At 73.7% G+C, this 21,957-nt stretch carries 23 protein-coding genes; 10 read left to right on the forward strand and 13 right to left on the reverse strand.

All coding sequences use genetic code 11. The features are described from left to right. Positions 1-99 precede the first annotated feature (99 nt). Complete coding sequence (locus ACFIF2_RS30180) at positions 100-1,635, forward strand: helix-turn-helix domain-containing protein (protein ID WP_395576426.1); 1,536 nt, start codon at positions 100-102, stop codon at positions 1,633-1,635. A 257-nt stretch (positions 1,636-1,892) separates the two neighbouring features. Here the strand turns inward: ACFIF2_RS30180 and ACFIF2_RS30185 are convergent, their stop codons facing one another. Genes ACFIF2_RS30185 through ACFIF2_RS30195 form a run of 3 tightly spaced genes read right to left on the reverse strand, consistent with a single transcriptional unit; the run spans position 1,893 to position 4,448 of the window. Beyond that, on the reverse strand, positions 1,893-2,933 hold the full coding sequence (locus ACFIF2_RS30185) for an NAD(P)-dependent alcohol dehydrogenase (protein ID WP_395576427.1): 1,041 nt from the start codon (positions 2,931-2,933) through the stop codon (positions 1,893-1,895). A gap of 44 nt (positions 2,934-2,977) precedes the next feature. After that, positions 2,978-3,772 (reverse strand): SDR family NAD(P)-dependent oxidoreductase, encoded by a 795-nt coding sequence (locus tag ACFIF2_RS30190; RefSeq protein WP_395576428.1) that lies wholly within the window; start codon positions 3,770-3,772, stop codon positions 2,978-2,980. 10 nt (positions 3,773-3,782) lie between these two features. Further along, on the reverse strand, positions 3,783-4,448 hold the full coding sequence (locus tag ACFIF2_RS30195) for a TetR/AcrR family transcriptional regulator (protein ID WP_395576429.1): 666 nt from the start codon (positions 4,446-4,448) through the stop codon (positions 3,783-3,785). A 145-nt stretch (positions 4,449-4,593) separates the two neighbouring features. Between ACFIF2_RS30195 and ACFIF2_RS30200 the strand changes: the two genes are divergently transcribed. Continuing rightward, entirely contained in the window at positions 4,594-4,830 is a 237-nt protein-coding gene (locus ACFIF2_RS30200; protein WP_395576430.1) for a hypothetical protein, read from the forward strand. A gap of 209 nt (positions 4,831-5,039) precedes the next feature. Then, positions 5,040-6,698: a catalase gene (locus tag ACFIF2_RS30205; protein WP_395576431.1), complete on the forward strand. Its 1,659-nt coding sequence runs from the start codon at positions 5,040-5,042 to the stop codon at positions 6,696-6,698. Positions 6,699-6,702: 4 nt separating this feature from the next. On the opposite strand, the gene ACFIF2_RS30210 is transcribed toward ACFIF2_RS30205, so the two are convergent. Continuing rightward, a complete protein-coding gene (locus ACFIF2_RS30210; RefSeq protein ID WP_395576432.1) occupies positions 6,703-7,518 on the reverse strand; it encodes a fructosamine kinase family protein in 816 nt (271 codons plus the stop codon). Between the two features lie 199 nt (positions 7,519-7,717). On the opposite strand from ACFIF2_RS30210, the gene ACFIF2_RS30215 reads away from it, so the two are divergent. After that, positions 7,718-8,041, forward strand: a complete 324-nt coding sequence (locus ACFIF2_RS30215; RefSeq protein ID WP_395576433.1) for a hypothetical protein — start codon at positions 7,718-7,720, stop codon at positions 8,039-8,041. A gap of 50 nt (positions 8,042-8,091) precedes the next feature. Here the strand turns inward: ACFIF2_RS30215 and ACFIF2_RS30220 are convergent, their stop codons facing one another. Continuing rightward, on the reverse strand, positions 8,092-9,387 hold the full coding sequence (locus tag ACFIF2_RS30220) for an SLC13 family permease (protein ID WP_395576497.1): 1,296 nt from the start codon (positions 9,385-9,387) through the stop codon (positions 8,092-8,094). Positions 9,388-9,649: 262 nt separating this feature from the next. On the opposite strand from ACFIF2_RS30220, the gene ACFIF2_RS30225 reads away from it, so the two are divergent. Next, the gene (locus tag ACFIF2_RS30225; RefSeq protein ID WP_395576434.1) at positions 9,650-10,189 is read left to right on the forward strand and encodes a hypothetical protein; all 540 of its coding nucleotides are present in this window, start codon (positions 9,650-9,652) and stop codon (positions 10,187-10,189) included. A gap of 57 nt (positions 10,190-10,246) precedes the next feature. Here the strand turns inward: ACFIF2_RS30225 and ACFIF2_RS30230 are convergent, their stop codons facing one another. After that, positions 10,247-11,527, reverse strand: coding sequence for an MFS transporter (locus ACFIF2_RS30230; protein WP_395576435.1), 1,281 nt, complete (start codon positions 11,525-11,527; stop codon positions 10,247-10,249). Between the two features lie 439 nt (positions 11,528-11,966). Between ACFIF2_RS30230 and ACFIF2_RS30235 the strand changes: the two genes are divergently transcribed. Beyond that, the gene (locus tag ACFIF2_RS30235) at positions 11,967-12,950 is read left to right on the forward strand and encodes an NAD-dependent epimerase/dehydratase family protein (RefSeq protein WP_395576436.1); all 984 of its coding nucleotides are present in this window, start codon (positions 11,967-11,969) and stop codon (positions 12,948-12,950) included. Positions 12,951-13,052: 102 nt separating this feature from the next. On the opposite strand, the gene ACFIF2_RS30240 is transcribed toward ACFIF2_RS30235, so the two are convergent. Together ACFIF2_RS30240 and ACFIF2_RS30245 are read right to left on the reverse strand one after the other, a co-directional pair. Then, entirely contained in the window at positions 13,053-13,616 is a 564-nt protein-coding gene (locus ACFIF2_RS30240) for a hemerythrin domain-containing protein (protein ID WP_395576437.1), read from the reverse strand. Positions 13,617-13,704: 88 nt separating this feature from the next. After that, positions 13,705-14,238 carry a DoxX family membrane protein gene (locus ACFIF2_RS30245; protein WP_395576438.1) on the reverse strand — a complete coding sequence of 178 codons (534 nt, stop codon included), beginning with the start codon at positions 14,236-14,238 and terminating at the stop codon, positions 13,705-13,707. Between the two features lie 288 nt (positions 14,239-14,526). Here ACFIF2_RS30245 and ACFIF2_RS30250 point away from each other — a divergent pair, with 288 nt between their 5' ends. Next, complete coding sequence (locus ACFIF2_RS30250) at positions 14,527-15,165, forward strand: GNAT family N-acetyltransferase (protein ID WP_395576439.1); 639 nt, start codon at positions 14,527-14,529, stop codon at positions 15,163-15,165. Positions 15,166-15,201: 36 nt separating this feature from the next. Here the strand turns inward: ACFIF2_RS30250 and ACFIF2_RS30255 are convergent, their stop codons facing one another. The 3 genes from ACFIF2_RS30255 to ACFIF2_RS30265 are packed head-to-tail and all read right to left on the reverse strand — an operon-like array spanning position 15,202 to position 16,933. After that, positions 15,202-15,927, reverse strand: a complete 726-nt coding sequence (locus tag ACFIF2_RS30255; protein ID WP_395576440.1) for a metallophosphoesterase — start codon at positions 15,925-15,927, stop codon at positions 15,202-15,204. Continuing rightward, positions 15,927-16,223 (reverse strand): BON domain-containing protein, encoded by a 297-nt coding sequence (locus ACFIF2_RS30260; RefSeq protein WP_395576441.1) that lies wholly within the window; start codon positions 16,221-16,223, stop codon positions 15,927-15,929. Before ACFIF2_RS30260 ends, ACFIF2_RS30255 begins: the two co-directional genes overlap by 1 nt. Beyond that, positions 16,220-16,933, reverse strand: a complete 714-nt coding sequence (locus ACFIF2_RS30265) for a nucleotidyltransferase family protein (RefSeq protein ID WP_395576442.1) — start codon at positions 16,931-16,933, stop codon at positions 16,220-16,222. Before ACFIF2_RS30265 ends, ACFIF2_RS30260 begins: the two co-directional genes overlap by 4 nt. Positions 16,934-17,069: 136 nt before the next feature. Here ACFIF2_RS30265 and ACFIF2_RS30270 point away from each other — a divergent pair, with 136 nt between their 5' ends. Then, positions 17,070-17,381, forward strand: a complete 312-nt coding sequence (locus ACFIF2_RS30270; RefSeq protein ID WP_395576443.1) for a hypothetical protein — start codon at positions 17,070-17,072, stop codon at positions 17,379-17,381. Between the two features lie 21 nt (positions 17,382-17,402). On the opposite strand, the gene ACFIF2_RS30275 is transcribed toward ACFIF2_RS30270, so the two are convergent. Continuing rightward, entirely contained in the window at positions 17,403-18,581 is a 1,179-nt protein-coding gene (locus ACFIF2_RS30275) for a PP2C family protein-serine/threonine phosphatase (protein ID WP_395576444.1), read from the reverse strand. A 168-nt stretch (positions 18,582-18,749) separates the two neighbouring features. Here ACFIF2_RS30275 and ACFIF2_RS30280 point away from each other — a divergent pair, with 168 nt between their 5' ends. Together ACFIF2_RS30280 and ACFIF2_RS30285 are read left to right on the forward strand one after the other, a co-directional pair. Beyond that, complete coding sequence (locus ACFIF2_RS30280) at positions 18,750-19,163, forward strand: SRPBCC family protein (RefSeq protein WP_395576445.1); 414 nt, start codon at positions 18,750-18,752, stop codon at positions 19,161-19,163. Positions 19,164-19,242: 79 nt separating this feature from the next. Further along, positions 19,243-19,863 carry a hypothetical protein gene (locus tag ACFIF2_RS30285; RefSeq protein ID WP_395576446.1) on the forward strand — a complete coding sequence of 207 codons (621 nt, stop codon included), beginning with the start codon at positions 19,243-19,245 and terminating at the stop codon, positions 19,861-19,863. A gap of 44 nt (positions 19,864-19,907) precedes the next feature. Here ACFIF2_RS30285 and ctaD read toward each other — a convergent pair whose 3' ends face one another. After that, entirely contained in the window at positions 19,908-21,644 is a 1,737-nt protein-coding gene (gene ctaD, locus ACFIF2_RS30290; RefSeq protein WP_395576447.1) for a cytochrome c oxidase subunit I, read from the reverse strand. Positions 21,645-21,957: the final 313 nt, after the last annotated feature.

The following is a 21,957-nucleotide window of genomic DNA, read 5'->3' on the forward strand; positions in this document are numbered from 1 at the left end:
GGGCCCCGCGCCGTCGCCGGGAGTGCCGTGCGCGCCGGGCCATGAGGTAACGTCCCCGACCTGGGCCGGGGTCGTGGCGAGGACGAGGAGAAGGCCGACGTGGCGGGCCGAGAGGACGGTGCACGGCAGAGCGGGACCGAGCCGGGCGGGGACGCGGACTGGGCGGCGCGGCTGCTCGACCACCTGCGGCCGGCCGGACGCGACGTGCACCGGGTCGTGGCCTGGCTCGCCTCGGCCGCGCACGCGTCCGTGTCGCTGCAGGACGGCGCCGGACTCCTGCTGGCCGGCACCCGCACGCCCCTGGACGAGGACCTGGTCGCCGACATCACCTCGGGCCGGATCGCCTCCGCCGCCCTGGAGGACCGGGGCCGCCATCTGCGGCTGGTCCGCGTGGAGCGGGTCCACCCGGCACCGGCCGCCGTCCTCGCGGTGACCCGCGAGACGCCCTTCGACCGGCGGGCCGCCGACATCGTCACGCACACCGCCCAGGTGGTGGAGCTGCTGCTGGCCGGGCAGGAGTCGGCCGCCGCCGGGCACCGCCTGCGGCGGGCCACCTCCGACCTGCGGCTGGCCATCCTGCAACTGCTGATGGTGGAGGACACCGTCTCCGCGCGCCGGGTGGCCGCCGGACTCTGGCCGGGCCTCCTCGACACCGACACGGCGTGCGTGTACGTCGTCGAGAGCGGCCCCCGGGAGCGCGACCGGCTGGCCGAGGAGTGCCTGGCGGCGACGGGGGAGAGGGCCCTCGTCGTACGCTGCCCGGCGATGGACGGGCACGTGATCGTCCTCGCTCCCCGCGACGCGGCGGGCCGGGAACTGCGCGCGCTCGTCGGCGGCCTGCCCGGCGTCTTCCTCGGCGGCAGCGCCCGGCAGAGCCTCGCCCGCACCGCCACGGCCTACGGCCAGGCCGTGAGCGCCCTGGCGGTCGCCCGGTTCCGTCCGCAGAAGGCCGCCGTGTACGCCGAACGCACCCACCCCGAGCGCCTGATGGACCCGGCGGAGCTGCGCGGCTGGACGGCCCGCCTGCTGGAGCCGCTCGACACCCTGCCCCACCACACCCGTGCGGAACTGCTGGCCACCACCCGGCTCGGCCTGGAGTTCACCGCGGTCAACACGGCCAAGATCCTCGGCGTCAGCCGCAACACGGTCCGCGCCCGCATGGACCGGGTCGAGGCACTGCTGCGCACGGACTTCGCCGACCTGACCGCGCGCGCCACCGTCCACCTCGCGCTCAACGCGCAAGCCGGCCTCGACGAGCACCCCGCCGACGACGGAGCCGGCCGGCCTCAGGGGCCCGGTTGCCTCACCGGCCTGCTGGCCGGTCCCGCGCTGCGCACCTGGGCCGGTGACCTGCTCGGGCGCCTGGAGCCGGACGCCCGGAACCTGCGGCGCACCCTGCGCACCTGGATCGCGGAGGGCGGCAACGCCGAGCGGGCCGCGCGCAGGCTCGGCGTGCACGCCCAGACGGTGCGCGAGCACGTCCGCAGCGCCGAGCCCGTCCTCGAACGCCAGCTCCTGGCCACGGGCAGTGACCTGTACGAGGTCGTGCTGGCCCACCTGGTGGCGGGAGACCTCGACCCGCCCCGGCTGCACGGGACGAAAACGGGCCATCCGGACTCGCCTGTGCACGGGTGAGTCCTGCGGGCCGGGCAGCGGGCATCGACACGATTCACAACGGCCGAGCCGTCCACGTAGGTTCGAGGACCGCGGGGCACGACCGGAACGGGGGACCGGTCGCGCCCCGCGGGCCGTCGGCGCCGCGCGGCGACGGGGGCGGTGCGGCGACGGGGGCGGTGCGGTGCACCGCGACGGCGAAGACCGGGCGGGGGCGACGAACTGGGGGGTTCGTCGCCCCCGCCCGGCCCGGTGGCGGGGGCGCGGGCGCGCGCCGGTCAGCCGTGCGGCAGGATCACCGCGCGGCCGTTCACCTTCCCCTCGTGCAGCCGCTCGTAGGCGAGCGGGGCGTCGTCCAGGGAGTACGTCTCGGTGTGCACCGACACGGCGCCCGAGCGAGCCAGGTTCAGCACCTCGATCAGCTCGCCGCGGCTGCCCCAGTAGGGGGCGCTGACCGACACCTCGAAGGGCAGCAGGCCGAACCCGACGGGGAGCGACCCTCCGCCGAGGCCGACCAGCATCACGTCGGCCTCGACGGCCGCCACGGCACCCGCGGTCCGCACGGTCGGCGCCACACCGACGAAGTCGAACACGGCCTCGGCACCGAGCCCGCCGGTGAGTTCGCGCACCGCGTCCGCGGCCTTCGCGTCCGACAGCACCGCCTCGTGCGCACCGACCTCACGGGCGAGCCGCAGCTTGTCCTCGCTGACGTCGAGGGCGACGACCCGGGCCGAGGTCAGGGCCCGCAGCAGCTGGATGGCGACGTGGCCCAGACCGCCGGTGCCGATGACCACCGCCGTCGACCCGGGCACCAGCTTGGGCAGCGACCGCTTGATGGCGTGGTACGGCGTCAGACCGGCGTCCGTCAGCGGCACCGCCGTGACCGGGTCGAGCCCGTCCAGGGGCACCAGGTGCCGGGGGTCGTCGACGAGCAGGTACTCGGCCATCGAGCCCGGCCGTCCGAGCCCCGGCGGGTGGATGCCCAGCTCGCCGGCGCGCGGGCAGTAGTTCTCCTTGCCCTCGGCGCACTTGGCGCAGGTGCCGCAGCCCCACGGCCCGTACACGGCGACCGCGTCGCCCTCCGCGACACCGGTCACCCCGGCGCCGAGCGCGGCCACCGTGCCCACGCCCTCGTGGCCGAGCGTGAGCGGCAGCTCGTAGGGGAAGCCCTCGGCGGGCCAGCCCATCACCGCGATGTCCGAGTGGCAGACGCCGGCGGCGGTCACCTTCAGCAGCACCTGGCCGGGGCCGGGTTCCGGGTCGGGGACCGTGACCACCTCGGGCGGCGCCCCGATGGTGCGGTACTGCAGTGCCTTCATGAGCGAACTCCTTCGTTCTCTCCCCCCGAACGCGTGACCCGTGCTCAGACGGCGGTGTAGGCGCCGTCGACCAGGTGGTAGCTGCCGGCGACGAAGGACGCCCGGTCGGACAGCAGGAAGGCGATCAGCTCGGCGACCTCCTCCGAGCGTCCGAGGCGGCCGGCCGGATGGAGGGCGACCAGACCGTTGTAGGCGGCCTCGTCCATGGCCTTGAGCAGGGGGGTGTCGATGAAGCCCGGGCCGACCGCGTTGACGCGGATGCCCTTGGCGGCGTACTCGGCGGCGGCGGTCCTGGTCAGCCCGACCACGCCGTGCTTGGCGGCGACGTAGGCGGGGGAGCCCGCGAAGCCGACCGAGCCCAGGATGGAGGCGACGTTGACGATGGCGCCGCCGCGGCCGGCGGCCTCGATGGCGGGCAGCTCGTAGCGCATCGAGTAGAAGACGCCGTCGAGGTTGGTGCGCACGACGCGCTGGTAGTCCTCCACGTCGTACTCGCCGGTCGGGGCGCTCGGGCCGGCGATGCCCGCGTTGTTCACGGCGAGGTCCAGGGTGCCGAAGGTGTCGGCGGCGAAGCGCACGGCGGCCTCGACGGACTCCGGACGGGTCACGTCCACCTCGACGGCGGCGGCCTCGACGCCCTCCGCCCTGAGTTCGGCGGCGGCCTTCTCGGCGCCCTCGGCGTTGTGGTCGGCGACGACGACCTTCGCGCCGCCGGCGCCGAGGCGGCGGGCGGTGGCCAGGCCGATGCCCGAGGCGGCGCCGGTGACGAGGGCGGTGCGGCCGGCGAACTCGGCGGCCGGGGCGGGGGTGCCGGAAGAGGCGGCGGGGGTGGTGCTCATGGCGCGTGTCTCATTCTTCGGTGGTGCTGTCGGGGGTCGCGGCTGCGGCCTCCGCGGTCAAGGCGTCGTAGGCCCGCTCCACGAGGGCGGCGAGGTCTGCGGCTCCCGCGTCCCGGTCGCCCCCGCGCGCCCACTGGCGCAGGGCGGCGATCAGGACTCCGGCGGCGGCGTCGACGACGGCGGCGGGGCGTACGTCCCGGGCCTCGTCGGTGCCGAGCCGGTCGGCGACGATGCGGATCGACTCCTCCTGGGCGTCGACCCGGATGCGCTGGTAGGCGGCGAACAGGTCCGGTTCAGTGTCGGCCAGGGCCAGCAGCCCGCGCATCCGGGGACGCACGTGCCAGGCCGGGTCGTCCTGGTCGGCCAGCCACGCGCGGACCGCCCTGCGATAGGCGAGCAGGGGCGGCTCACCGGCCGGGCGGGCCCGCAGCAACGCGTTGATGCGGTCGCCGTCCCGGCGGACGAAATCGAGGGCGGCCTCCTCCTTGCCGGCGAAGTGGCGGCTGAACGTGCGCCGCGTGACGTCCGCGCGCTCGGCGATGGCCTCCACCGTGGTCGCCGCCGGGCCGCGCTCCAGGATCAGGTCGCGGGCTGCGGTGGCCAGCGCGTCGCGGGTCTGCCGCGCCTTGCGCTGCCGCCGGTCCTCGGGGGCGGGGGAGGGCTCCGTTGCCGTCATGCGGACGAGGGTACACCCGAAAATGTCCCATGGGGACATGTGTCGCAATGGGACACCGTTCCGGAGCGGGACGCGCCGTGTGCCCGGCGGCGCCCCGGGTACCCGGCCGGCACTTCGGATCCCACACCTCGAGGAGGAGGCCCGCATGACCAGCGGCTCGGAGGCAGGCGGCGTGACCGGCACGCAGGACAAGGACTACAACCTGATCTGGTACGTCGAGTCGTGCCTGAACAACGCGCTGCGCCTGGAGACGTACATCCAGGACGCGGAGCGCACCAAGGACACCGAGGTCGCGGAGCTGTTCCGCAAGGCCCAGGCGGACAGCCGCAAGGGCGCCGAACTGGGCAAGAAGCTGCTCCGCGCCCGGCTGAACGACGGCTGACCCGGCCGGCCCGCGAGGGCCTCGGGCGTCCCGGTGGTCCCGGGCCGTCCGGGGCCCTCGGCGTGCCGTGCGAGAGAAATGCCCGCAAATTGGTAGGTGACGGACGCCTCGCGGTGGGGTACCCGGCGCGCACACGTGCGCGGCCGACGGCCACCTCGCAGCTCAGGGCCGCGTCCGACGACGGCCACGAGTCGAAGGAGCCCACGAACATGACGGACGTATCGAGCCAGGGACCCGCCCCCGGCGACGACCGCAAGGTGCTCACCAACCGCCAGGGGCACCCCGTCTACGACAACCAGAACCAGCGCACGGTCGGCGCCCGCGGCCCGGCGACGCTGGAGAACTACCAGTTCCTGGAGAAGATCAGCCACTTCGACCGCGAGCGGATCCCCGAGCGCGTGGTGCACGCCCGCGGGGTGACGGCGTACGGCTTCTTCGAGGCGTACGGAGCCTGGGGCGACGAGCCCATCGACCGCTACACCCGCGCCAAGCTGTTCCAGGAGCGGGGCAAGCGCACCGATCTGGCCGTCCGGTTCTCCACCGTCATCGGCGGCCGCGACTCCGCCGAGACCGCCCGCGACCCCCGCGGCTTCGCCGTGAAGTTCTACACCGAGGACGGCAACTGGGACCTCGTCGGCAACAACCTGGCGGTTTTCTTCATCCGTGACGCGATCAAGTTCCCGGACGTCATCCACGCCCTCAAGCCCGACCCGGTCACCTTCGAGCAGCAGCCCCGGCGCATCTTCGACTTCATGTCGCAGACGCCGGAGAGCATGCACATGCTGATCAACCTGTTCAGCCCGCGCGGCATCCCGGCGGACTACCGCCACATGCAGGGCTTCGGCGTCAACACCTACAAGTGGGTCAACGCGGCGGGGGAGACCAAGCTCGTCAAGTACCACTGGATGCCCAAGCAGGGCGTGAGCAGCATGACCGAGGAGGACGCCGCCAACGTCCAGGCACAGAGCCTCGGCCACGCCACCAAGGACCTCTACGACGCCGTCACCCGCGGCGACCACCCCGAGTGGGAGCTGCTCGTCCAGATGATGGACGACCACGACCACCCGGAGCTGGACTTCGACCCGCTCGACGACACCAAGACCTGGCCCGAGCAGGAGTTCCCGGCCAAGCCGGTCGGCCGGATGGTGCTCGACCGGATGCCGGAGAACTACTTCGCCGAGAACGAGCAGATCTCCTTCGGCACCGGCGTCCTCGTCGACGGTCTGGACTTCTCCGACGACAAGATGCTGGTCGGCCGCACCTTCTCCTACAGCGACACCCAGCGCTACCGGGTCGGTCCCAACTACCTCCAGCTCCCCGTCAACCAGGCCAAGAACGCCGACGTCCGCACCAACCAGCGCGACGGCCTGATGGCCTACCACCAGGACGGCGGCGGGGAGAACCCGATCGTCAACTACGAGCCGTCGATCACCGGCGGACTGCGCGAGGCGCAGTACCCCACGCACGACGAACAGGGGCCCGAGATCCAGGGGCGGCTCACCCGCAAGCGCATCCCGCGCACCAACGACTACATGCAGGCGGGCCAGCGCTACCTGCTGCTGGAGGAGTGGGAGCGCGACGACCTCGTGGCGAACTTCGTCGACCTGCTCTCCCAGTGCGACCGGCCGGTGCAGGAGCGCATGGTGTGGCACTTCCTGCTGGTCGAGAACGACCTCGGTCTGCGGGTCGGCGAGGGCATCGGCATCAGCCCGCAGGACGTGAAGCATCTGGAGCCGCTGGCCAGCCAGGACCTCACCGACGAGGACCGAGAGCGGCTGGCCAACCTCGGCAAGAACCCGCCCCGCGACGTCGAGGGCCTGACCATGACCCACTGCGTCCCGAACAAGCGGCACGTCGTCACGCGCTGACCGCTCACCCGGCGGTCCGCAGCACGGCCCGGGCCGCCGCGAGGGCCTGCTCGGCGTAGCCCCGGCCGAACAGCACGGCGTGCACCAGCAGCGGGAAGAGCTGGTGCACGCCGACGCGGTCCGCCCAGCCCTCGGCGAGCGGTGCCGCCTCCTGGTAGCCGGCCAGGACGTGGTCCAGGTGGGGGCAGCCGAAGAGACGCAGCATGGCCAGGTCGGTCTCCCGGTGACCGCCGTGCGCGGCCGGGTCGATCAGCCACACGTGCCCGTCGGCGCCCCACAGCACGTTCCCGTTCCACAGGTCGCCGTGCAGCCGCGCGGGCGGCTCGGCGGGCCCCGCCAGCTCGGGCAGCCGCGCGCAGACCCGCTCGACGTCGGCGGCCTCGCCGGCCCGGACGGTTCCGGCGTCGACCGCGCTCCGCAGGTACGGCAGCACCCGGTGCTCGGCGTACCAGCGCGGCCAGTCCTCCCCCGGGTCGTTGCGCATCGGGGCGAGCCCGATGTACGCGTCCGCGGGCCCGCCGGGCGGCGCGGCGCCGAACGCCGGCGCACCGGTGGCGTGCAGGGCGGCCAGCTCCCGGCCGAACCGGGCCGCCGCCCGCGCGCTCGCGGGCCCCTGCGCCACGCGGTCGGTGACCAGCCAGCGCGCGTCGTCCCCGTGCACCGCCGGGATCCGCACCGTGCCGGCGTCCGCCAGCCAGCGCAGCCCGGCCGCCTCGGCCCGCGCCGCTCCGGTGCCGTCACCGCGCTTGACCATCACCGTGCGCCCGTCGTCGAGCCCGGCCTCGGTCAGCGCACCGGACAGCGGGCGCTCACCGGTCACCGTCCGCCCGGTGAACCGGGCCGCGGCGGCCGAGGGCGACGGGGCCGGGGGAGAGGGCGACGAGGGGGACGAGGAGTACGACGACGAGTACGAGGAGGCGGGGCACACGGCACCAGACTAGGGACCCGCTGCGGCCGACCCGGTGAAAACCGCCCGGACCGCCGATCGAACGCCCCGGGCACGGGGGAGCAGTGAGAATATGACCAGTTCAGCGTTCCATCGCACCATCACCCTGCCCGCTCCCGTGTGCGCACAGGCCGCGCAGCACCTCGAACAGGCCGTCCAGAAGGCCATCGACGGCGCCGCGACCCCCTGGCGCGCGTTCCGCGGGGCCGACGGCGACGACTTCGCGTTCTCGGTCCCGGTCGTCGAGCAGGCCGCGGGCTGCCTGCTGGTGCTGGCCGCCGAGAGCGCCCAGAGCCTGCGCCCCTCCGCCCTGCGCGCGCTGATCACCGTCGCCCTGCACCTGCGGGACGCCGCCGAAGCCGTACGCCGCCCCGCGCTTCCCACCGCGGCCTGGTGAGCGGGGCCGGGCGCGGGGTCCGCCGGTGATCCGGCGGGCGGCCGCCGCGGTCACAGGCCGGTGACGCGAAGTGCCGCCCACAGAGCCACGGTCGCGGCGGCGACCGTGGCCGGCACCGTGAGCAGGCCCAGCAGGGTGAACCGGCCGAGGTGCACCTCGATGCCGTGCCGGTGCAGGATGCGGCGCCAGAGCAGGGTCGCGAGCGAGCCGACGTAGGTCAGGTTCGGGCCCAGGTTCACGCCGATCAGCACCGCGAGGACCTGCCCCGGGCCGGCGGGGGCGGCCAACGGGAGCAGCGCCAGTACGGCCGGCAGGTTGTTGACGAGGTTGGCCAGGACCGCGGCCACCGCCGCCACCCCGAGCAGTGCCGGCAACGAGTCCCCGGCCGGCAGCAGCCGCCCGAGCCCCGCGGCCGGGCCGCCCGACATCGCTCCCTGGACGACGACGCCGAGCGCCAGCACGAACAGGCAGAACAGCGGTGACGCGGCGCCCACCAGCTCGCGGGGCGTGACGCGGCGCCGGGCCAGTGCCCGCCCGCCGAGCACCAGGACGCCGCCGAGCGCCGCCCACGCGGGGTCCAGCCCGGCGGGCGAGGCGAGGGCGAATCCGGCCAGGGTCAGCGCCACGACGGCGACGGTGAAACGGGGGACGCGTGGCTCGGGGGTGGCGGGAGCGGACGTGGGTGCGGGTGCGAGTGCGGGGGACGGTTTCGGGGGTGCGGGCTCGGTCAGGTCGGCGTGGAAGAAGCGGCGGAGCACCGCGTACTCGACGGCGATCGCGGCCAGCCAGGGCAGCGTCATCAGCGCCGCGAACCGGAGGAAGGACAGCCCGCTCGCCGTGAACGCCAGCAGGTTGGTCAGGTTGGAGACCGGCAGGAGGAGCGACGCGGAGTTCGCCAGGTGCGCCGTGGCGTGGACGTGCGGGCGGGCCCGCGCGCCGGACCGCGACGCGGTGGCGAGGACCACGGGGGTGAGCAGTACGACCGTGGCGTCCAGGCTGAGCACGGCCGTGACCGCGCAGGCCAGGGCGAACACCCCGGTCAGCAGCCGCCGAGGACTCCCGCCGCACCGGCGGGCCACGGCCGCGCCGGCGGCCTCGAAAAGTCCCTCCCGCGCGCTCAGGTGCGACAGCACCAGGACCAGGGCGAGGAAGACGACGACCGGCAGCAGCGTACGGGTCTGCTGCCACGCCTGCTGCGGGGTGACCGTGCCCAGCAGGACGGCGAGCGCGGCGGCGGGCACGGCGGCGGCCGCCTCCGGAAGGCCCCGGGGGCGCAGCACGGCGAAGGCCAGGACGGCCAGCAGCAGGACGACGGGGACGGCCTCGGAGAGGACGGTGGTACTCAGGGCTTCTTCTCCACAGGCGTGAACCGGGTGGCGGGGCCGGCGAGCGGCACGGGCTGCCCAGGGTCGCACCCCTGGGTAAGGACGGTGTCGCACCCCTGGGTAAGGACGGGCTTCACCTGGGTAAGGACGGGCTTCACCTTGGGTGCGGGTGTGGCCGAGGCCACGCCGCCGGGGAGAGCCGGGCCATGTCCGGGGACGTGGGGCGCGGGCTACGGTTTGCGCGGCCCGTGTTCCCCCGACGAGACGTACGGACGGCCCGGCAGTGCACGCAGATCTCTCCCCCGTCATAGCGGCGACCGCCCAGTGGCTGACCCGCGCCTATCCGGCGTCCGGCGGCGCGCTGGCCGGTGCCCTGTGCGAGGTGCAGGCGAGGCAGGCCGTGACGGTCGCGGCCAGGCTGCGCTACCCGACCCCGATGGACGTCGGGCTGCTGGACGTGACCGGGCCCGGGGGCTCCGCCCGGCTCGACCGGATCACCGGCGCGGACGGCGCGACGGGCACCGGGCCCGACGGGGACGCCTGGCGGACGTGGGTGGACGAGGTGGTCGCCAGCTGGGCGGCGTGCCTGCTGACCGATCCGGAACTCGCCGCCCTCGCCGTGGCCGCGGTCGCCGACGGCGAGGCCGTGACCGGTACGCCTGCCGGTGGCCCGGCCGGCTACCGCCGCCTGCTCGCGCCCGACGAGGGCGACCGCCGCGCGGCGGCCCTGCTGCGCCACCCCGACCTCGCGGCCCCCGTCGCCGACCTGCACCGCGCCCACCTCATCACCCTGCTGCGACCCGGACAGGCTCTCGTCGCCTGAGCCTCGACGGCCGGGCGGGGCGGGGGTGCGGACCCGCCCTCGTACGGGATGGGACCCTCAGGCCGCCGTCTCCAGCGCCGCCTGCCCCGGCACGTCCGCGTCCCCGGCCCGCACCGGCACCGGGGCCGTGGCCCGGCGCTCGCGCAGGAGGTACCCCGCGCCGATGGTGCCGGCGATGATCAGGCCGCCCGCGACCAGCGCGCCGCGCGCGCCGGCCAGCTCCATCAGCAGACCGAGCGCCGGCGGGCCGCCGAGGCTCCACACCGTGCCGACGCTGCCCCACACCCCGAGCACCCGGCCCCGCAGGTGCGCCGGTGGGTCGGTCTGCAGCACCGCCGTGCCCGCGGTGTCCGACACGGACTCCACGACCGCCATCGGCAGCACCATCACCAGCAGCACGGCCATCGACGGCGACAGTCCGGCCACCACCTGCAGCAGGCCCCCCGCGGCCGCCAGCGCGCCCACGACCCGTACGGAGGGCCGGCGCAGCCGGGCGCCCAGGACCGCGCCGACGATGCCGCCGACGGCCAGCACCGTGGAGACCGTGCCGAACGATCCGGCGCCGCCCGCGAGCGGCCCGGTGACCAGGACGGCCAGGGTGAGCTGGTAGTTGCGGCCGAAGACCGCGCTGACCCCGGTGACACCGGCCAGCGCCAGCAGCCGGGGGCGGCGCGCGAAGAAGGCGATCCCCTCCCGCACGGTCATGGCCTCCGCGGCCCTTCCGCGCTCGACGCTCCTCAGGCGCTTGTTGCTCCCCAGGCGCTTGTCGGTCCTCACGCGCTCGGCCGCCCCGCGCGCGGGACGCAGGAAGGGGATGACCGAGGCCACGAAGAGGAAGGACAGCCCGTTGGCGGCGTACGCGGCGGCCGTGCCCAGGAAGCCGACCGTCACTCCGGCCAGCGCGGCGCCGGTGAGCCGGCCGGCCTGGTGGACCAGCGCGCCCACCCCGATCGCGGACGGTACGTCCTCCGCCGGGACGAGGTCGTTGCCCAGCAGCGAGCAGGCCGGGCCGTCGACGGTGGCGATCACGCCGGTGACGGCGGCCAGCACCATCAGGGAGGCCACGTCGAGCCGGTCCAGCGCCACCATGAGCGCGGTCACGAACGCGACCGCGCCGAGCAGTGCCTGGCTGACCGCGGCCGTCAGCCTGCGGGGCCAGCGGTCCACGGCCGCACCGCCGAACACGCTGATCAGCAGCGCGGGCGCGGCCTGGACGGACATGGACAGCCCCGTCGCGGCGGCGGACCCGGTGATCTGCAGGACCAGCAGGTTCTGCACGGTGAGCTGCATCCACGTACCGGCGTTCGACACGAAGTTCGCGACCGACCACCAGCGCATGCTGCGGTATCTCAGGGACCGCCACGGGGAACGGGACGGTGCGGGAGGAGGGGAAGAAGACACGGTGCGCCAGTCGAAGACGAGTCGTGGGACCCGGAGGGGGGAAGGGACGGGAGTCGGACGGCCGGCTGCGCTGCGCGGCCACTCCACTGAGCCGGATGACGGCGCCGACCATCGTGGCAGAAGGGACCGGCGAGTCCTCGCCGACGCGGCCGGCCCGTCTGCGGGCGGAAGGGGCAAGTGCGGTGAGCCGCAACGGAGTTGGGGGTACGCGTGTGCTTTGTCACAGGGGAGGGCGTATGGGTCGGCGTACCGGCGTGGTCGTGACGGTGGCCACAGGGGCGGGCGGTGGCGAGCGGGCGTCAGAGCATGAAAGCGACTCGGTGGGGCACCCGGGGCGCGCTCGTCAGCGCCTCGCGGAGGAAGGAAGGTCGTCCTCATGATGCCGATGGCGGCGTTCGGCCAGGGGGCTCAGGCACGCCCGCCCTGGGACCGTGTGCTGGTGACCGGCGGCGCGGGGTTCCTCGGTTCCCGGCTGTGCGCCCGTCTGCTGGATTCAGGCGTCGAAGTCGACTGCCTCGACAACCTCTCCACGGGACGCGCCGAGAAGGTGGCCCACCTCGCGGGCCGTCCCGGCTTCCGCTTCCTGGAACGGGACATCGCGGAACCCGGCTGCGCGGAGGCGCTCACCGGCCCCTACGACCTCGTCCTGCACCTGGCGGGCCCCTCGTCGCCGGCCGCCGGGCCGGACCGGGCCGTGGAGATCCTCGACACCGGCAGCGTCGGCACCCGGGCCGCGCTGCTCGTCGCCGACCGGGACGGTGCCCGGTTCCTGCTGGCCTCCTCGCCGCCGGTGTTCCCCGGCGACCCGCTGGGGCCGTACGGTGCCTGCGCCGAGGCCGGCCGGTTCGCCGAGGCCCTGGTCGCCGCGCACGCGGGCGCCCACGGCTCGAACGCCGGGATCGTCCGGCTCTTCACCTGCTACGGGCCCGGCATGCGGTCGGACGACGGGAGCGTACCGGCCGCCTTCATCGAGCAGGCCCTCGCCGGGCGGCCGGTCACCGTCGCCGGGGACGGCAGCCGGAGACACTCCCTGTGCTACGTCGACGACATGGTGGACGGCGTGCTGCTGGTCGCGGCCGGCCGCTCGGTGCGGCCCGTCGACATCGGCGGTGACGAGGAGCCCACGGCCGTGGAGATCGCCCGCCGGGTGATCGAGCTCGCCGGCTCCGGCTCGCCGCTGGAGTTCGTCGACGGGACGGGTGACCGGCCCGTCGAGCCGCGGCCGGCCACCGGCTTCGCGCACGAGATCTTCGGCTGGCTCCCGCGCGTGACCTGGGAGGAAGGGCTGGAGCGCACCGTCGCGTCGTTCCGGGAGAGGCTCGATCCCGTCCCCACGGGGCCGGGGGAGTGGTGGGTGTGAGGAACGCCCGGTGACGTCGCAGACGTGGCTCGACGACGTCGTGGACGTGAGTGGGGCCCGTCGCCGTGGCGACGGGCCCCACTCACGTACCGCTCACTCCGCTCAGTCGGCCTTGCCGCGGCCGGACAGCGCGTCCCGCACCCGGTCGACCATTCCCGCGCCGGGCGCCAGGAGCTTGTTCATCGGAGGCTTGTCCGGGGCGGACGGGTGCGGCCTGGTCGGCGCCGTCTTCTTCGCCTGGCGGACCTTGTCACCCAGCCGGTCCAGGGCCTCCGGCGGGCATGCCTCGCGCAGCCGGGGAAAGAGGTTGTCCTCCTCGTCGGCGAGGTGCTCACGGATCTCGGTCATCAGCATGCCGATCAACCGGTCGAACTCGGCGTCGTCCGCCGCGCGGCCCTCCAGGTCCTTCATGATCTGCTCGGCCTCGGCGTGGTCCTGGAGTTCCTTGTCCGCGAGGGCGTTCCCGTTCGCCACGTGCTCGCGCACGGCCGGGTAGAGGTACGCCTCCTCCGCCACCGAGTGCCGGATCAGCTCGATCGTGGCCTGATCGGCGTACAGCTTGCGGTCCTTGTGACCGGGCGGCAGCGCCTCGATCTTGCCGAAGAGCTCCTCGACCTCACGGTGATCGGTCGTCAGCTCGTCGATGACGTTTCCTCCGTGGCCCATCGTCCACCTCCTGCCGGGTCGTGGCGGACCGGTCCGCCACGGGCGTCGGGTCCCCCCGTACCCGGGGGGCTAACGCCCGGTTCCGGGCTCAGGCCCCGAGCTTGGCCCTGATGCCGCCCGCCGCCGCGGCGGGGCGGGCCGCGGCCCGGACCGAACGGTGCACCAGGTGGGCGTCGTGCCGCAGGTCCTTGGCGGCGTGCCGGCCGCGCCACAGCACCGAGGGACGGCTGCCGGTGTCGTCGGCCGCGATCAGGAGCCCGCCCATCATGGACAGGTTCTTCAGGAACTGGATCCGCTGCTGCGCCCGGTCGGCGGGGTCCTCCGCCTCCCAGAAGCGGTGACCCGCCAGCGTGGTGGGCACCAGCGTCGCCGCGAGGGCCAGGGAGGCCAGCCGGGGGCAGCGGCCGAGTCCGAGCAGGACCCCGCCCGCCACCTGGACGGCGCCGCTGAGGCGAACGAGTTGTTCGGTGCTGTCCGGGAGCACCGCCACCCGGTCGGCCACCGGCCGCAAGACCGGCTCGGCCGCCGGGGCCACGTCCTGGGGCCTGCGCAGGGAGTGCAGCCCGCCCGCGACGAACATCGAGGCGAGCATGGGACGGCCGGCCATACGCAAAAGACTCATGACGCTCTCTCGCTCTCTCCCGAAACGGTGGAGGACCGCCGTATGGGCGGTGCCTCTTGGGATCATCAGGTGCCCGGCTCGGGCCGCGCCAATCGGCGCCCGGTGCGGCGGCAGGGCCCGCCCGGACCGCGGCGCGGGCGTTCCGCGCAGGTCAGGCGCCGTTGAGAAGCCGCGGCGACAGATTCCCGATCACGGTGTCGGTCCGGCGCATCCGGCGCAGTCTCCGCGGGCGCGGCCGAGCGCGGCACCCCTCTTGTGGGAGCGCTCCCAGGAAGGCAGGATGCTGCGGTGACCTCCCTCGCCGCCGTACGCCCGTACCGTCCCGCCGACGCCGTCGCCCTCGACGACATCTGCGTTCGCACCGCGCACAACGGCCGGGACAGCCGGCCGGTGTACGCCGACCCCGCCGTCCTGCCCGCGACCTTCGCCGCTCCCTACGTCCACCTGGATCCGGACCTGGCCTTCGTGCTCGACGACGGGGAGGGCCGCGCGGTCGGCTACATCCTCGGCACGGCCGACACCCCGCGCTTCGTCGAGGAGTTCCGCGCCAGGTGGCTGCCACGGGTCGCGGACCGCCATCCGGCGCCCGAGGGCCCGCCCGGTACTCCGGACGAGGTCATCGCCGCACTGCTGCACGACCCCGAGCGGATGAACGTCCCGGAGCTGGCCGCGTACCCGGCCCACCTCCACATCGACCTGCTGCCCGAGTGGCAGGGCCGCGGACACGGCCGGACGCTGATGCGGAGGTTCTGGCGGGCGCTGCGCGAACGCGGGGTGCCCGCCGTCCACCTGGTCATGGCCACGGCCAACACGCCGGCCAGGGCCTTCTACGACCGTATGGGCTTCCACGTGATCCGGGCGGCGGGCATGGACCCCGCGGACGTCACCTGCCTGGGACGGACGACGGAGGACACCGCCCGGCCCTGACGCACCCGAGGCACCGGAAGACCACCCGGGCCTCGCTCAGGCGGCGCCGAGCCGGTACACGTTGAACGCCCGGCGGATGACGGGCTGGGCCACGTTGCGCACCCGCACCCCGCCGGCGGTCATCCCGTGTTCCGAGCCCAGGTGGGCGTGGCCGTGCACCGCCAGGTCCGCGCCGGCCGTGTCGATCGCCTCGGCCAGCAGATAGCTGCCGAGGAAGGGATGGATCTCCGGCGGCTCCCCGGCGAGCGTGTCGGCGACGGGGGAGAAGTGGGTGAGCGCCACCCGGAAGGCGCAGCCCTCGGCGTCCAGCTCCTTCAGCGCGGCGTGCAGACCGTCCGCCGAGCGGCGGGTGGTGCGGACGAACTCCTTCATGACCGGCTCGCCGAACTCTCCCGCGCTGCGTCCGACGAACCCGCCGCCGAACCCCTTGGTCCCGGCGATCCCCAGCCGGGCCCCGGAGCACTCCACGACGGTCGCCTCCCCCTCCAGGACGCTCACCCCGGCGTCCCGGAGGATGCCGGTCACCTTCTCGGGCTGCTCGTCGTGGTGGTCGTGGTTGCCGAGGACGGCCACCACCGGCACCGGCAGGTCGCGCACCTCCCGGGCGACCACGTGCGCCTCCTCCGGCGTGCCGTGCCGGGTGAGGTCCCCGGCGAGCAGCAGCAGGTCGGCACAGTCGGGCAGGGTCTCGAAGGCGGGCCGCAGCAGCCCCTGGCTGTCCAGCCCCATGTGGATGTCCCCGACGGCGGCGACGCGGATCATCACAGCTCCTCCGCGTGGTCGGGGCCGGTCGTCTCCGCGACCAGCACGTCGGAGTGGACGGTGAGTCCGGCCAGCTCCTCGTGGGCGACCCGCAGCAGCGTCTCGCGGCACTGCGCGGAGGGCACCGTCCCGGTGATCACGACCGCCCCCGCCCGGATCTCGGCCCGTACGCCCAGCTCGCCGAGTTCCTCCGCGGCGAGCCGGTCGTGCAGGTGCGCCACGCGGTACTCGACGTTCTCGGCCGCGGCAGCGGTGCCGCTCGCCGCGGGTCCCTGGTGTGCGACGGGGTCGCTCATCGCTGCTCCTCCTTCGGGTACCGCGCCGGGGTGCCGCCCGCCGGGGGGATGATCTCCAGCCGTTCGAGGATGAAGAAGAACGCGGCGGGCATCGGGGCGTCGCCGCAGTCGCGGCGCAGCGCCTCCCAGTCGATCTTCTCCCGCAGCGTGCGGGCGATCGGCAGGACCGCGCCGAAGTCGCAGTGGTGCTCGGAGAAGGCGGCCAGCAGCCCGTGCAGCAGATCGGTGGGCGACAGCACCGGCATGAGCACCGAGTCGACCGAGAGGTCCTGGGCCCGGGCCAGCAGCTCCGTCGTGACCGGTTCGTGCGCCAGCTCGAAGATGAGGTCGACCTGCTGGCCCAGGCAGTTGGCCTTGAGCAGCCAGTCCTCGGGCGGCGTGTACACCGTCAGGCCCGCCGCCCGCAGCGTCGCGGCGACGGCCTCCGCGTCGTCGGGCCGGATGCAGAAGTCCACGTCGTGCTGGAGGTTCTGGGTGCCGCCGTGCGCGTACACGGCGACGCTCCCGGCCAGCGCGAAGGGGTGCTCGGCCTTCTTCAGGATCGAACCCACCTGCTTGGCGGCCTGGAGGATCGCCTGGTTGCGGTCGAGCGGAAGATCTTCGTGGCGTGCGTCGTTCTGGGGGACGAGCTGGGCGTCCCCCGCCGCCAGACGGAGCTCCGAAACGCCGGCGCGCTGGTCGAGAGCGTGGTCGTCGGCGGGCTGCGTCATTGCTGTCCCCTTCCGGGCTGTCGTCGGCTGCGGACCGGCCGGTCCTCCCCTGGGCCCCTCGGGTACCCGGCGCGCCCGCGCCGACACGGGGCCGTGCGGGAGGTGAGGTACCGGCACGCCCGGGCACCCGGGCGGCATGAACGACGAGCAGGCACAGCGCGGGACCGGGCCCGGCGACCGCGACACCGTGGAACGGCTGGTGGCGGCGTGGCTCGCGGAGACCGAACGGCACGACCGCGACGCGGCCCGCGAGGCGCGCACGGGCTGGGAGCGCGGCGGCCTGTCCGAGCGCTCCGCGCAGGACCTGGCCACCTGGGTCACCGCGCGGATCACGGACACCGGGTTCACCGAGGACGAGGGCCCCTACGTGGCGGGACCCGTCCGGATCACCCCGGCCGACAAGGACACCGTGCACGCCTGGCTGCGCGCGCGGGGGCACCGGATCTGACGCGCCGGCGACCGGGCGGGGTCAGCCGGCCGGCGGACGCCACTCGAACATGAGGAGCGTGGCGTCGTCCCGCAGCCGGCCGGTCTGCGAGTCCAAGAGCGAATGGATCAGGCGCCGCAGCGTCTCCGGCGCCAGCTCGCCGCCGGCCGTGGCCCGGATGACGTAGTCCGCGAACCGCTCCAGCCCGAACAGCTTCTCCTCGTGCGTACGCGCCTCGGTGACCCCGTCGGTGTACACCAGCACCCGGTCACCGGGCTCCAGCCTGATCTCGTGCGTATGCCGAGGCTCGGGGGACAGGCGGCCCGGCACGCCCATCGGCGGGTCGGCGTCGCGCTCCAGGGCGTCGGTGATCAACTGCTCGCCGCGGATCAGGAGCGGCGCGGGGTGGCCGCAGTTGCTCCAGCGCAGCCTCCCGGTCTCGAAGTCCAGCTGGGCGATGACCGCGGTGCAGTACTGGTCCGGCAGCCAGCTGGCCAGCGCGTCGTCGACGCACTCGACGAGCGTGGGCAGGTCGGCCCCGTTGCGCCGGGCGTTGCGGCAGGCGGCCAGGGACACCGCGCTGGTCAGCCCGGAGGCGAGGTCGTGGCCCATCGCGTCGATGACCGCGACGTGCAGGGTCGTCCGGGTCAGCGCGTGGTCGAACGCGTCGCCACCGATCTCGTAGGCGGGTTCCAGGACGGCCGTCGACACGACGTGGGAGTTGCCGATGGTGCGGGGTGGCAGGAAGGCGCGCAGCATCTCGGAGGGGAGCCGCATCGGCTCGGTGCGGGTGTGGCGGACGAAGGAGTCCTCCGAGGCCCGCTTCGAGCTGATCGTCATCGCGAGCAGCGAGGCCAGCGCCCGGCTGCGGGTCAGCGTCGTGGCGGTGAGCGCCGAGGTGCGCACGGCCAGCACGCCGAGGCGTTCGGCACCGTCGACCAGGGGAAGCCACGCGATGACGCCGCCCGTGTCGGACTCCTCGACGCGCAGCGACTGCGTCCGGTAGGCCCAGCCCGCCAGGGACGCGTCCACGGGAATGTTCGACGTCACGTCGGTCTGCGGCACGAGACACCGCTGCTGCAGGTCGACGAGGTAGACCACGGCGTGCTGGAGCCCCAGCGCCTTGGTGCACCGGGCGACGGTGGTATCGAGGTCCAGCGTCAGATGGGCCGGATCGGCGAAGAACTCCAGCAGCGCGTCGCTCGCCTCTGACGTCGGCACTTCGTCTCCCCTCGTCGGGCATCCGGTCGTGGCGGGCATGTTGCGCAGCAGTCTGGCACCGGGCACCCCGCCCCGCCCGTCGAGCGGATCACCCGTGGGGCGCTTCGGCCCGGGCACAGAGGGCACGCGTCACGTCGTACGGCCCCGAACGCCGAGGAGTGGTGCCACATGACCGAGTACGAGCGTTCCCGCACCATGCCCGCCCAGCCCCAGCAGGTCTTCGACCAGGCCGCCGACGTGGGCCGGCTCGACACCTGGCTGCCCCGGGACCTGCACGTGGAGCCCGAGGAGCCGCCGGCCGTCACGGTGCACGAGGACCGCACCGACCAGGACACCTCCGCGCTGCTGAGCGCCCGGCCGGAACAGATGCGGCTCGAATGGGGCACCCGCGACCAGGGCAGCTACGCCGGCTGGCTGCAGGTCGCCGGGCTCGACGGCGGGACCAGCGAGGTGACGGTGCACCTGTCGTTCTTCGACGAGGGCCACGACCCGGGACGGCGTGCGGTGGCCGACGCCCTCGACAGCAGTCTGCGCCGCCTGGAGGAACAGGTGCGGACACGCACTGACAAAACGGCGGGCTGACGAGGGCAACCGATGACGGTCATCTCGTGTCGTACAGGGAGAAAGCCCGACCGACACGACGAACCGCCATGGGGGAATCATGAACGTCCGTGCCCGAAGGATCCGCGCCGCCGTGACCGCGCTCGCGGCCGGCGCCGCCGTCGCCGTGACCGCCGTCCCGGCCGGCGCGGCGGCGACGCCGCGGTCCGACCGCCCCGCCTTCCTGGAGCCGTCCGAGCTGCCGCCGCACCCCGCCTCCGGCTGGTACGCCGGGGACGTCACCGCCGGACAGCCGGACCCGCTGCCGATGTGCGTCGGCGAGGCTCTCCCGTCCACCGCCTCCCACCGGCGGTACTGGACGGAGTACGACACGGGCGCGCTCCAGGTCACCGTGGTCGAGCGCAGCGAGCGGCGGGCCGGGGAGTTCGCCGCGCTGCTGCGGCGGAACCTCGCCGACTGCGCGCGCGAGGTGATGGAGCAGCACCCCGACATCACCGCCACGCAGAAGTACTACGGCCGGCTGAACGTGGAGGAGGGCGCGCACGTCTACGGCGTCCACACGGTCGCCGAGTGGGGCGCCTCCGACATCGGCCTGTTCTCGGTGGGCCGGGACGGGCGGACCGTGACCGTCGTCCAGTGGGGCCAGATGGGCACCTTCGCCCACGCACAGGTGGCCGACTTCAAGGACACCACGGTCACGGCCGTCGCCAAGCTGTACTGACCCCTCGCTTCGCCGTCCCCGGCACCCGCGGGTCCTGGCGCGCGTCAGGACCCGCGGACGCCCTTGTGGCCCTCGCCGGGCTCCATGGCGTCGCGCCGGCCGGTCCGCTCCGCCTGGTCCAGTCGGACCAGTTCGGGGTGATTGAGGTCGAAGGCCGGCGACTCGGAGCGCACCCGCGGCAGCGCGTGGAAGTTGTGGCGCGGCGGGGGACACGACGTCGCCCACTCCAGTGAACGCCCGTAGCCCCAGGGGTCGTCGACCCCGACGGGCCGGCCGTACCTGGCGGTCTTCCACACGTTGTACAGGAACGGCAGCGTGGACAGCCCCAGCAGGAAGGCGCCGACGGAGGAGACCGTGTTGAGGACCGTGAAGCCGTCGACGGCCAGATAGTCCGCGTACCGGCGCGGCATGCCCTCCACCCCGAGCCAGTGCTGCACCAGGAACGTGGTGTGGAAGCCCACGAACAGCGTCCAGAAGTGCACCTTCTCCAGCCGGTGGTCGAGCATGCGGCCCGTCATCTTCGGCCACCAGAAGCTGAACCCGCCGAACATCGCGAACACGATCGTGCCGAACAGCACGTAGTGGAAGTGCGCCACGACGAAGTACGAGTCGGTGACGTGCCAGTCCAGCGGCGGTGACCCGAGGATCACCCCGGTCAGGCCCCCGAACAGGAACGTCACCAGGAAGCCGGCCGCCCACAGCATCGGCGGCTCGAAGGACAGCGACCCCTTCCACATCGTGCCGATCCAGTTGAAGAACTTGACGCCCGTGGGCACGGCGATGAGGTACGTCAGGAACGAGAAGAACGGCAGCAGCACCGCGCCGGTGGCGAACATGTGATGCGCCCACACGGTGGCCGACAGCCCGGCGATGGCGATCGTCGCGCCCACCAGACCCATGTAACCGAAGATCGGCTTACGGGCGAAGACCGGGATGATCTCGGTGATCACCCCGAAGAACGGCAGCGCGAGGATGTACACCTCGGGGTGGCCGAAGAACCAGAACAGGTGCTGCCACAGGATCGCCCCGCCGTTCTCCGCGTCGAACACGTGAGCGCCGAAGTGCCGGTCCGCCTCCAGCACCAGCAGCGCCGCCGCCAGCACCGGGAAGGCCAGCAGCACCAGGACCGAGGTCAGCAGCACGTTCCAGACGAAGATCGGCATACGGAAGATCGTCATACCGGGAGCGCGCATGCAGATGATCGTGGTGATGAAGTTGACCGCGCCCAGGATGGTCCCGAACCCGGACAACGCCAGTCCCATGATCCACAGGTCGGCGCCGAGAAAGGGAGCGCGCTGCGGGCCGCTCAGCGGTGTGTACGCGGTCCAGCCGAAGTCCGCGGCGCCCTGCGGGGTGAGGAAGCTTCCGAGGACGATGAGTCCGCCGAAGAGGAACAGCCAGTACGACAGCATGTTCAGCCGGGGGAAGGCCACGTCCGGGGAGCCGATCTGCAACGGCATGACGGCGTTGGCGAAACCGGCGAAGGTCGGAGTGGCGAACAGCAGCAGCATGATCGTGCCGTGCATCGTGAAGGACTGGTTGTACTGCTCGTTGGAGAGCAACTGGAGCCCGGGCCGGGCCAGTTCCGCCCGGATCAGCATCGCCAGCACCCCGGCGACGAGGAAGAAGCCGAATGACGTGACGAGGTAGAGATGGCCGATCCGTTTGTGATCGGTCGTGGTCACCCAGGAGATGACCGCCCGCCCCTTGCCGCGGCGTTCCGCCGCCGGGGCCACAGCGATCGACTCGGTCGGTTCGGTGGGTTCGGTGCGAGTCGCCATCCCACCAGGGCATCCGAAGCCCGGCCGACCGCGTCAGCGCCACGTCAACGCGCCCACCCAGGTGGGGCCGATTGGCTGATCGTTTCTAGCCGTCCGGGTGGGTCGTCACCCGTGCGCGACGCGGCGGCCGTCACCCGAATGGCCCTCGCACGCTACTGGTGACAGCCGATCCGGTGTCTCCTTGAGAGTGTCAGCGGCGTCCAGGCTGGGAGGCCGAACATGTACGAAATGTGCGTGGGCCCGGAGAAGGCGGGCGGAGCGTTGGTGTGGCACGTGATGGCCAAACAGGCCGCGGCCACCCTGTGCGGACAGC

It is taken from the genome of Streptomyces sp. BK79, assembly GCF_044142145.1.
GTDB lineage: Bacteria > Actinomycetota > Actinomycetes > Streptomycetales > Streptomycetaceae > Streptomyces.

Bases quoted from the DNA above. Each gene is read 5' to 3' on its own strand.
- ACFIF2_RS30185 (WP_395576427.1), bottom strand. From the start codon at position 2,933: ATGAAGGCACTGCAGTACCGCACCATCGGGGCGCCGCCCGAGGTGGTC.
- ACFIF2_RS30190 (WP_395576428.1), bottom strand. From the start codon at position 3,772: ATGAGCACCACCCCCGCCGCCTCTTCCGGCACCCCCGCCCCGGCCGCC.
- ACFIF2_RS30195 (WP_395576429.1), bottom strand. From the start codon at position 4,448: ATGACGGCAACGGAGCCCTCCCCCGCCCCCGAGGACCGGCGGCAGCGC.
- ACFIF2_RS30200 (WP_395576430.1), top strand. From the start codon at position 4,594: ATGACCAGCGGCTCGGAGGCAGGCGGCGTGACCGGCACGCAGGACAAG.
- ACFIF2_RS30205 (WP_395576431.1), top strand. From the start codon at position 5,040: ATGACGGACGTATCGAGCCAGGGACCCGCCCCCGGCGACGACCGCAAG.
- ACFIF2_RS30215 (WP_395576433.1), top strand. From the start codon at position 7,718: ATGACCAGTTCAGCGTTCCATCGCACCATCACCCTGCCCGCTCCCGTG.
- ACFIF2_RS30230 (WP_395576435.1), bottom strand. From the start codon at position 11,527: ATGCGCTGGTGGTCGGTCGCGAACTTCGTGTCGAACGCCGGTACGTGG.
- ACFIF2_RS30235 (WP_395576436.1), top strand. From the start codon at position 11,967: ATGATGCCGATGGCGGCGTTCGGCCAGGGGGCTCAGGCACGCCCGCCC.
- ACFIF2_RS30240 (WP_395576437.1), bottom strand. From the start codon at position 13,616: ATGGGCCACGGAGGAAACGTCATCGACGAGCTGACGACCGATCACCGT.
- ACFIF2_RS30245 (WP_395576438.1), bottom strand. From the start codon at position 14,238: ATGAGTCTTTTGCGTATGGCCGGCCGTCCCATGCTCGCCTCGATGTTC.
- ACFIF2_RS30255 (WP_395576440.1), bottom strand. From the start codon at position 15,927: ATGATCCGCGTCGCCGCCGTCGGGGACATCCACATGGGGCTGGACAGC.
- ACFIF2_RS30260 (WP_395576441.1), bottom strand. From the start codon at position 16,223: ATGAGCGACCCCGTCGCACACCAGGGACCCGCGGCGAGCGGCACCGCT.
- ACFIF2_RS30265 (WP_395576442.1), bottom strand. From the start codon at position 16,933: ATGACGCAGCCCGCCGACGACCACGCTCTCGACCAGCGCGCCGGCGTT.
- ACFIF2_RS30270 (WP_395576443.1), top strand. From the start codon at position 17,070: ATGAACGACGAGCAGGCACAGCGCGGGACCGGGCCCGGCGACCGCGAC.
- ACFIF2_RS30280 (WP_395576445.1), top strand. From the start codon at position 18,750: ATGACCGAGTACGAGCGTTCCCGCACCATGCCCGCCCAGCCCCAGCAG.
- ACFIF2_RS30285 (WP_395576446.1), top strand. From the start codon at position 19,243: ATGAACGTCCGTGCCCGAAGGATCCGCGCCGCCGTGACCGCGCTCGCG.
- ctaD (WP_395576447.1), bottom strand. From the start codon at position 21,644: ATGGCGACTCGCACCGAACCCACCGAACCGACCGAGTCGATCGCTGTG.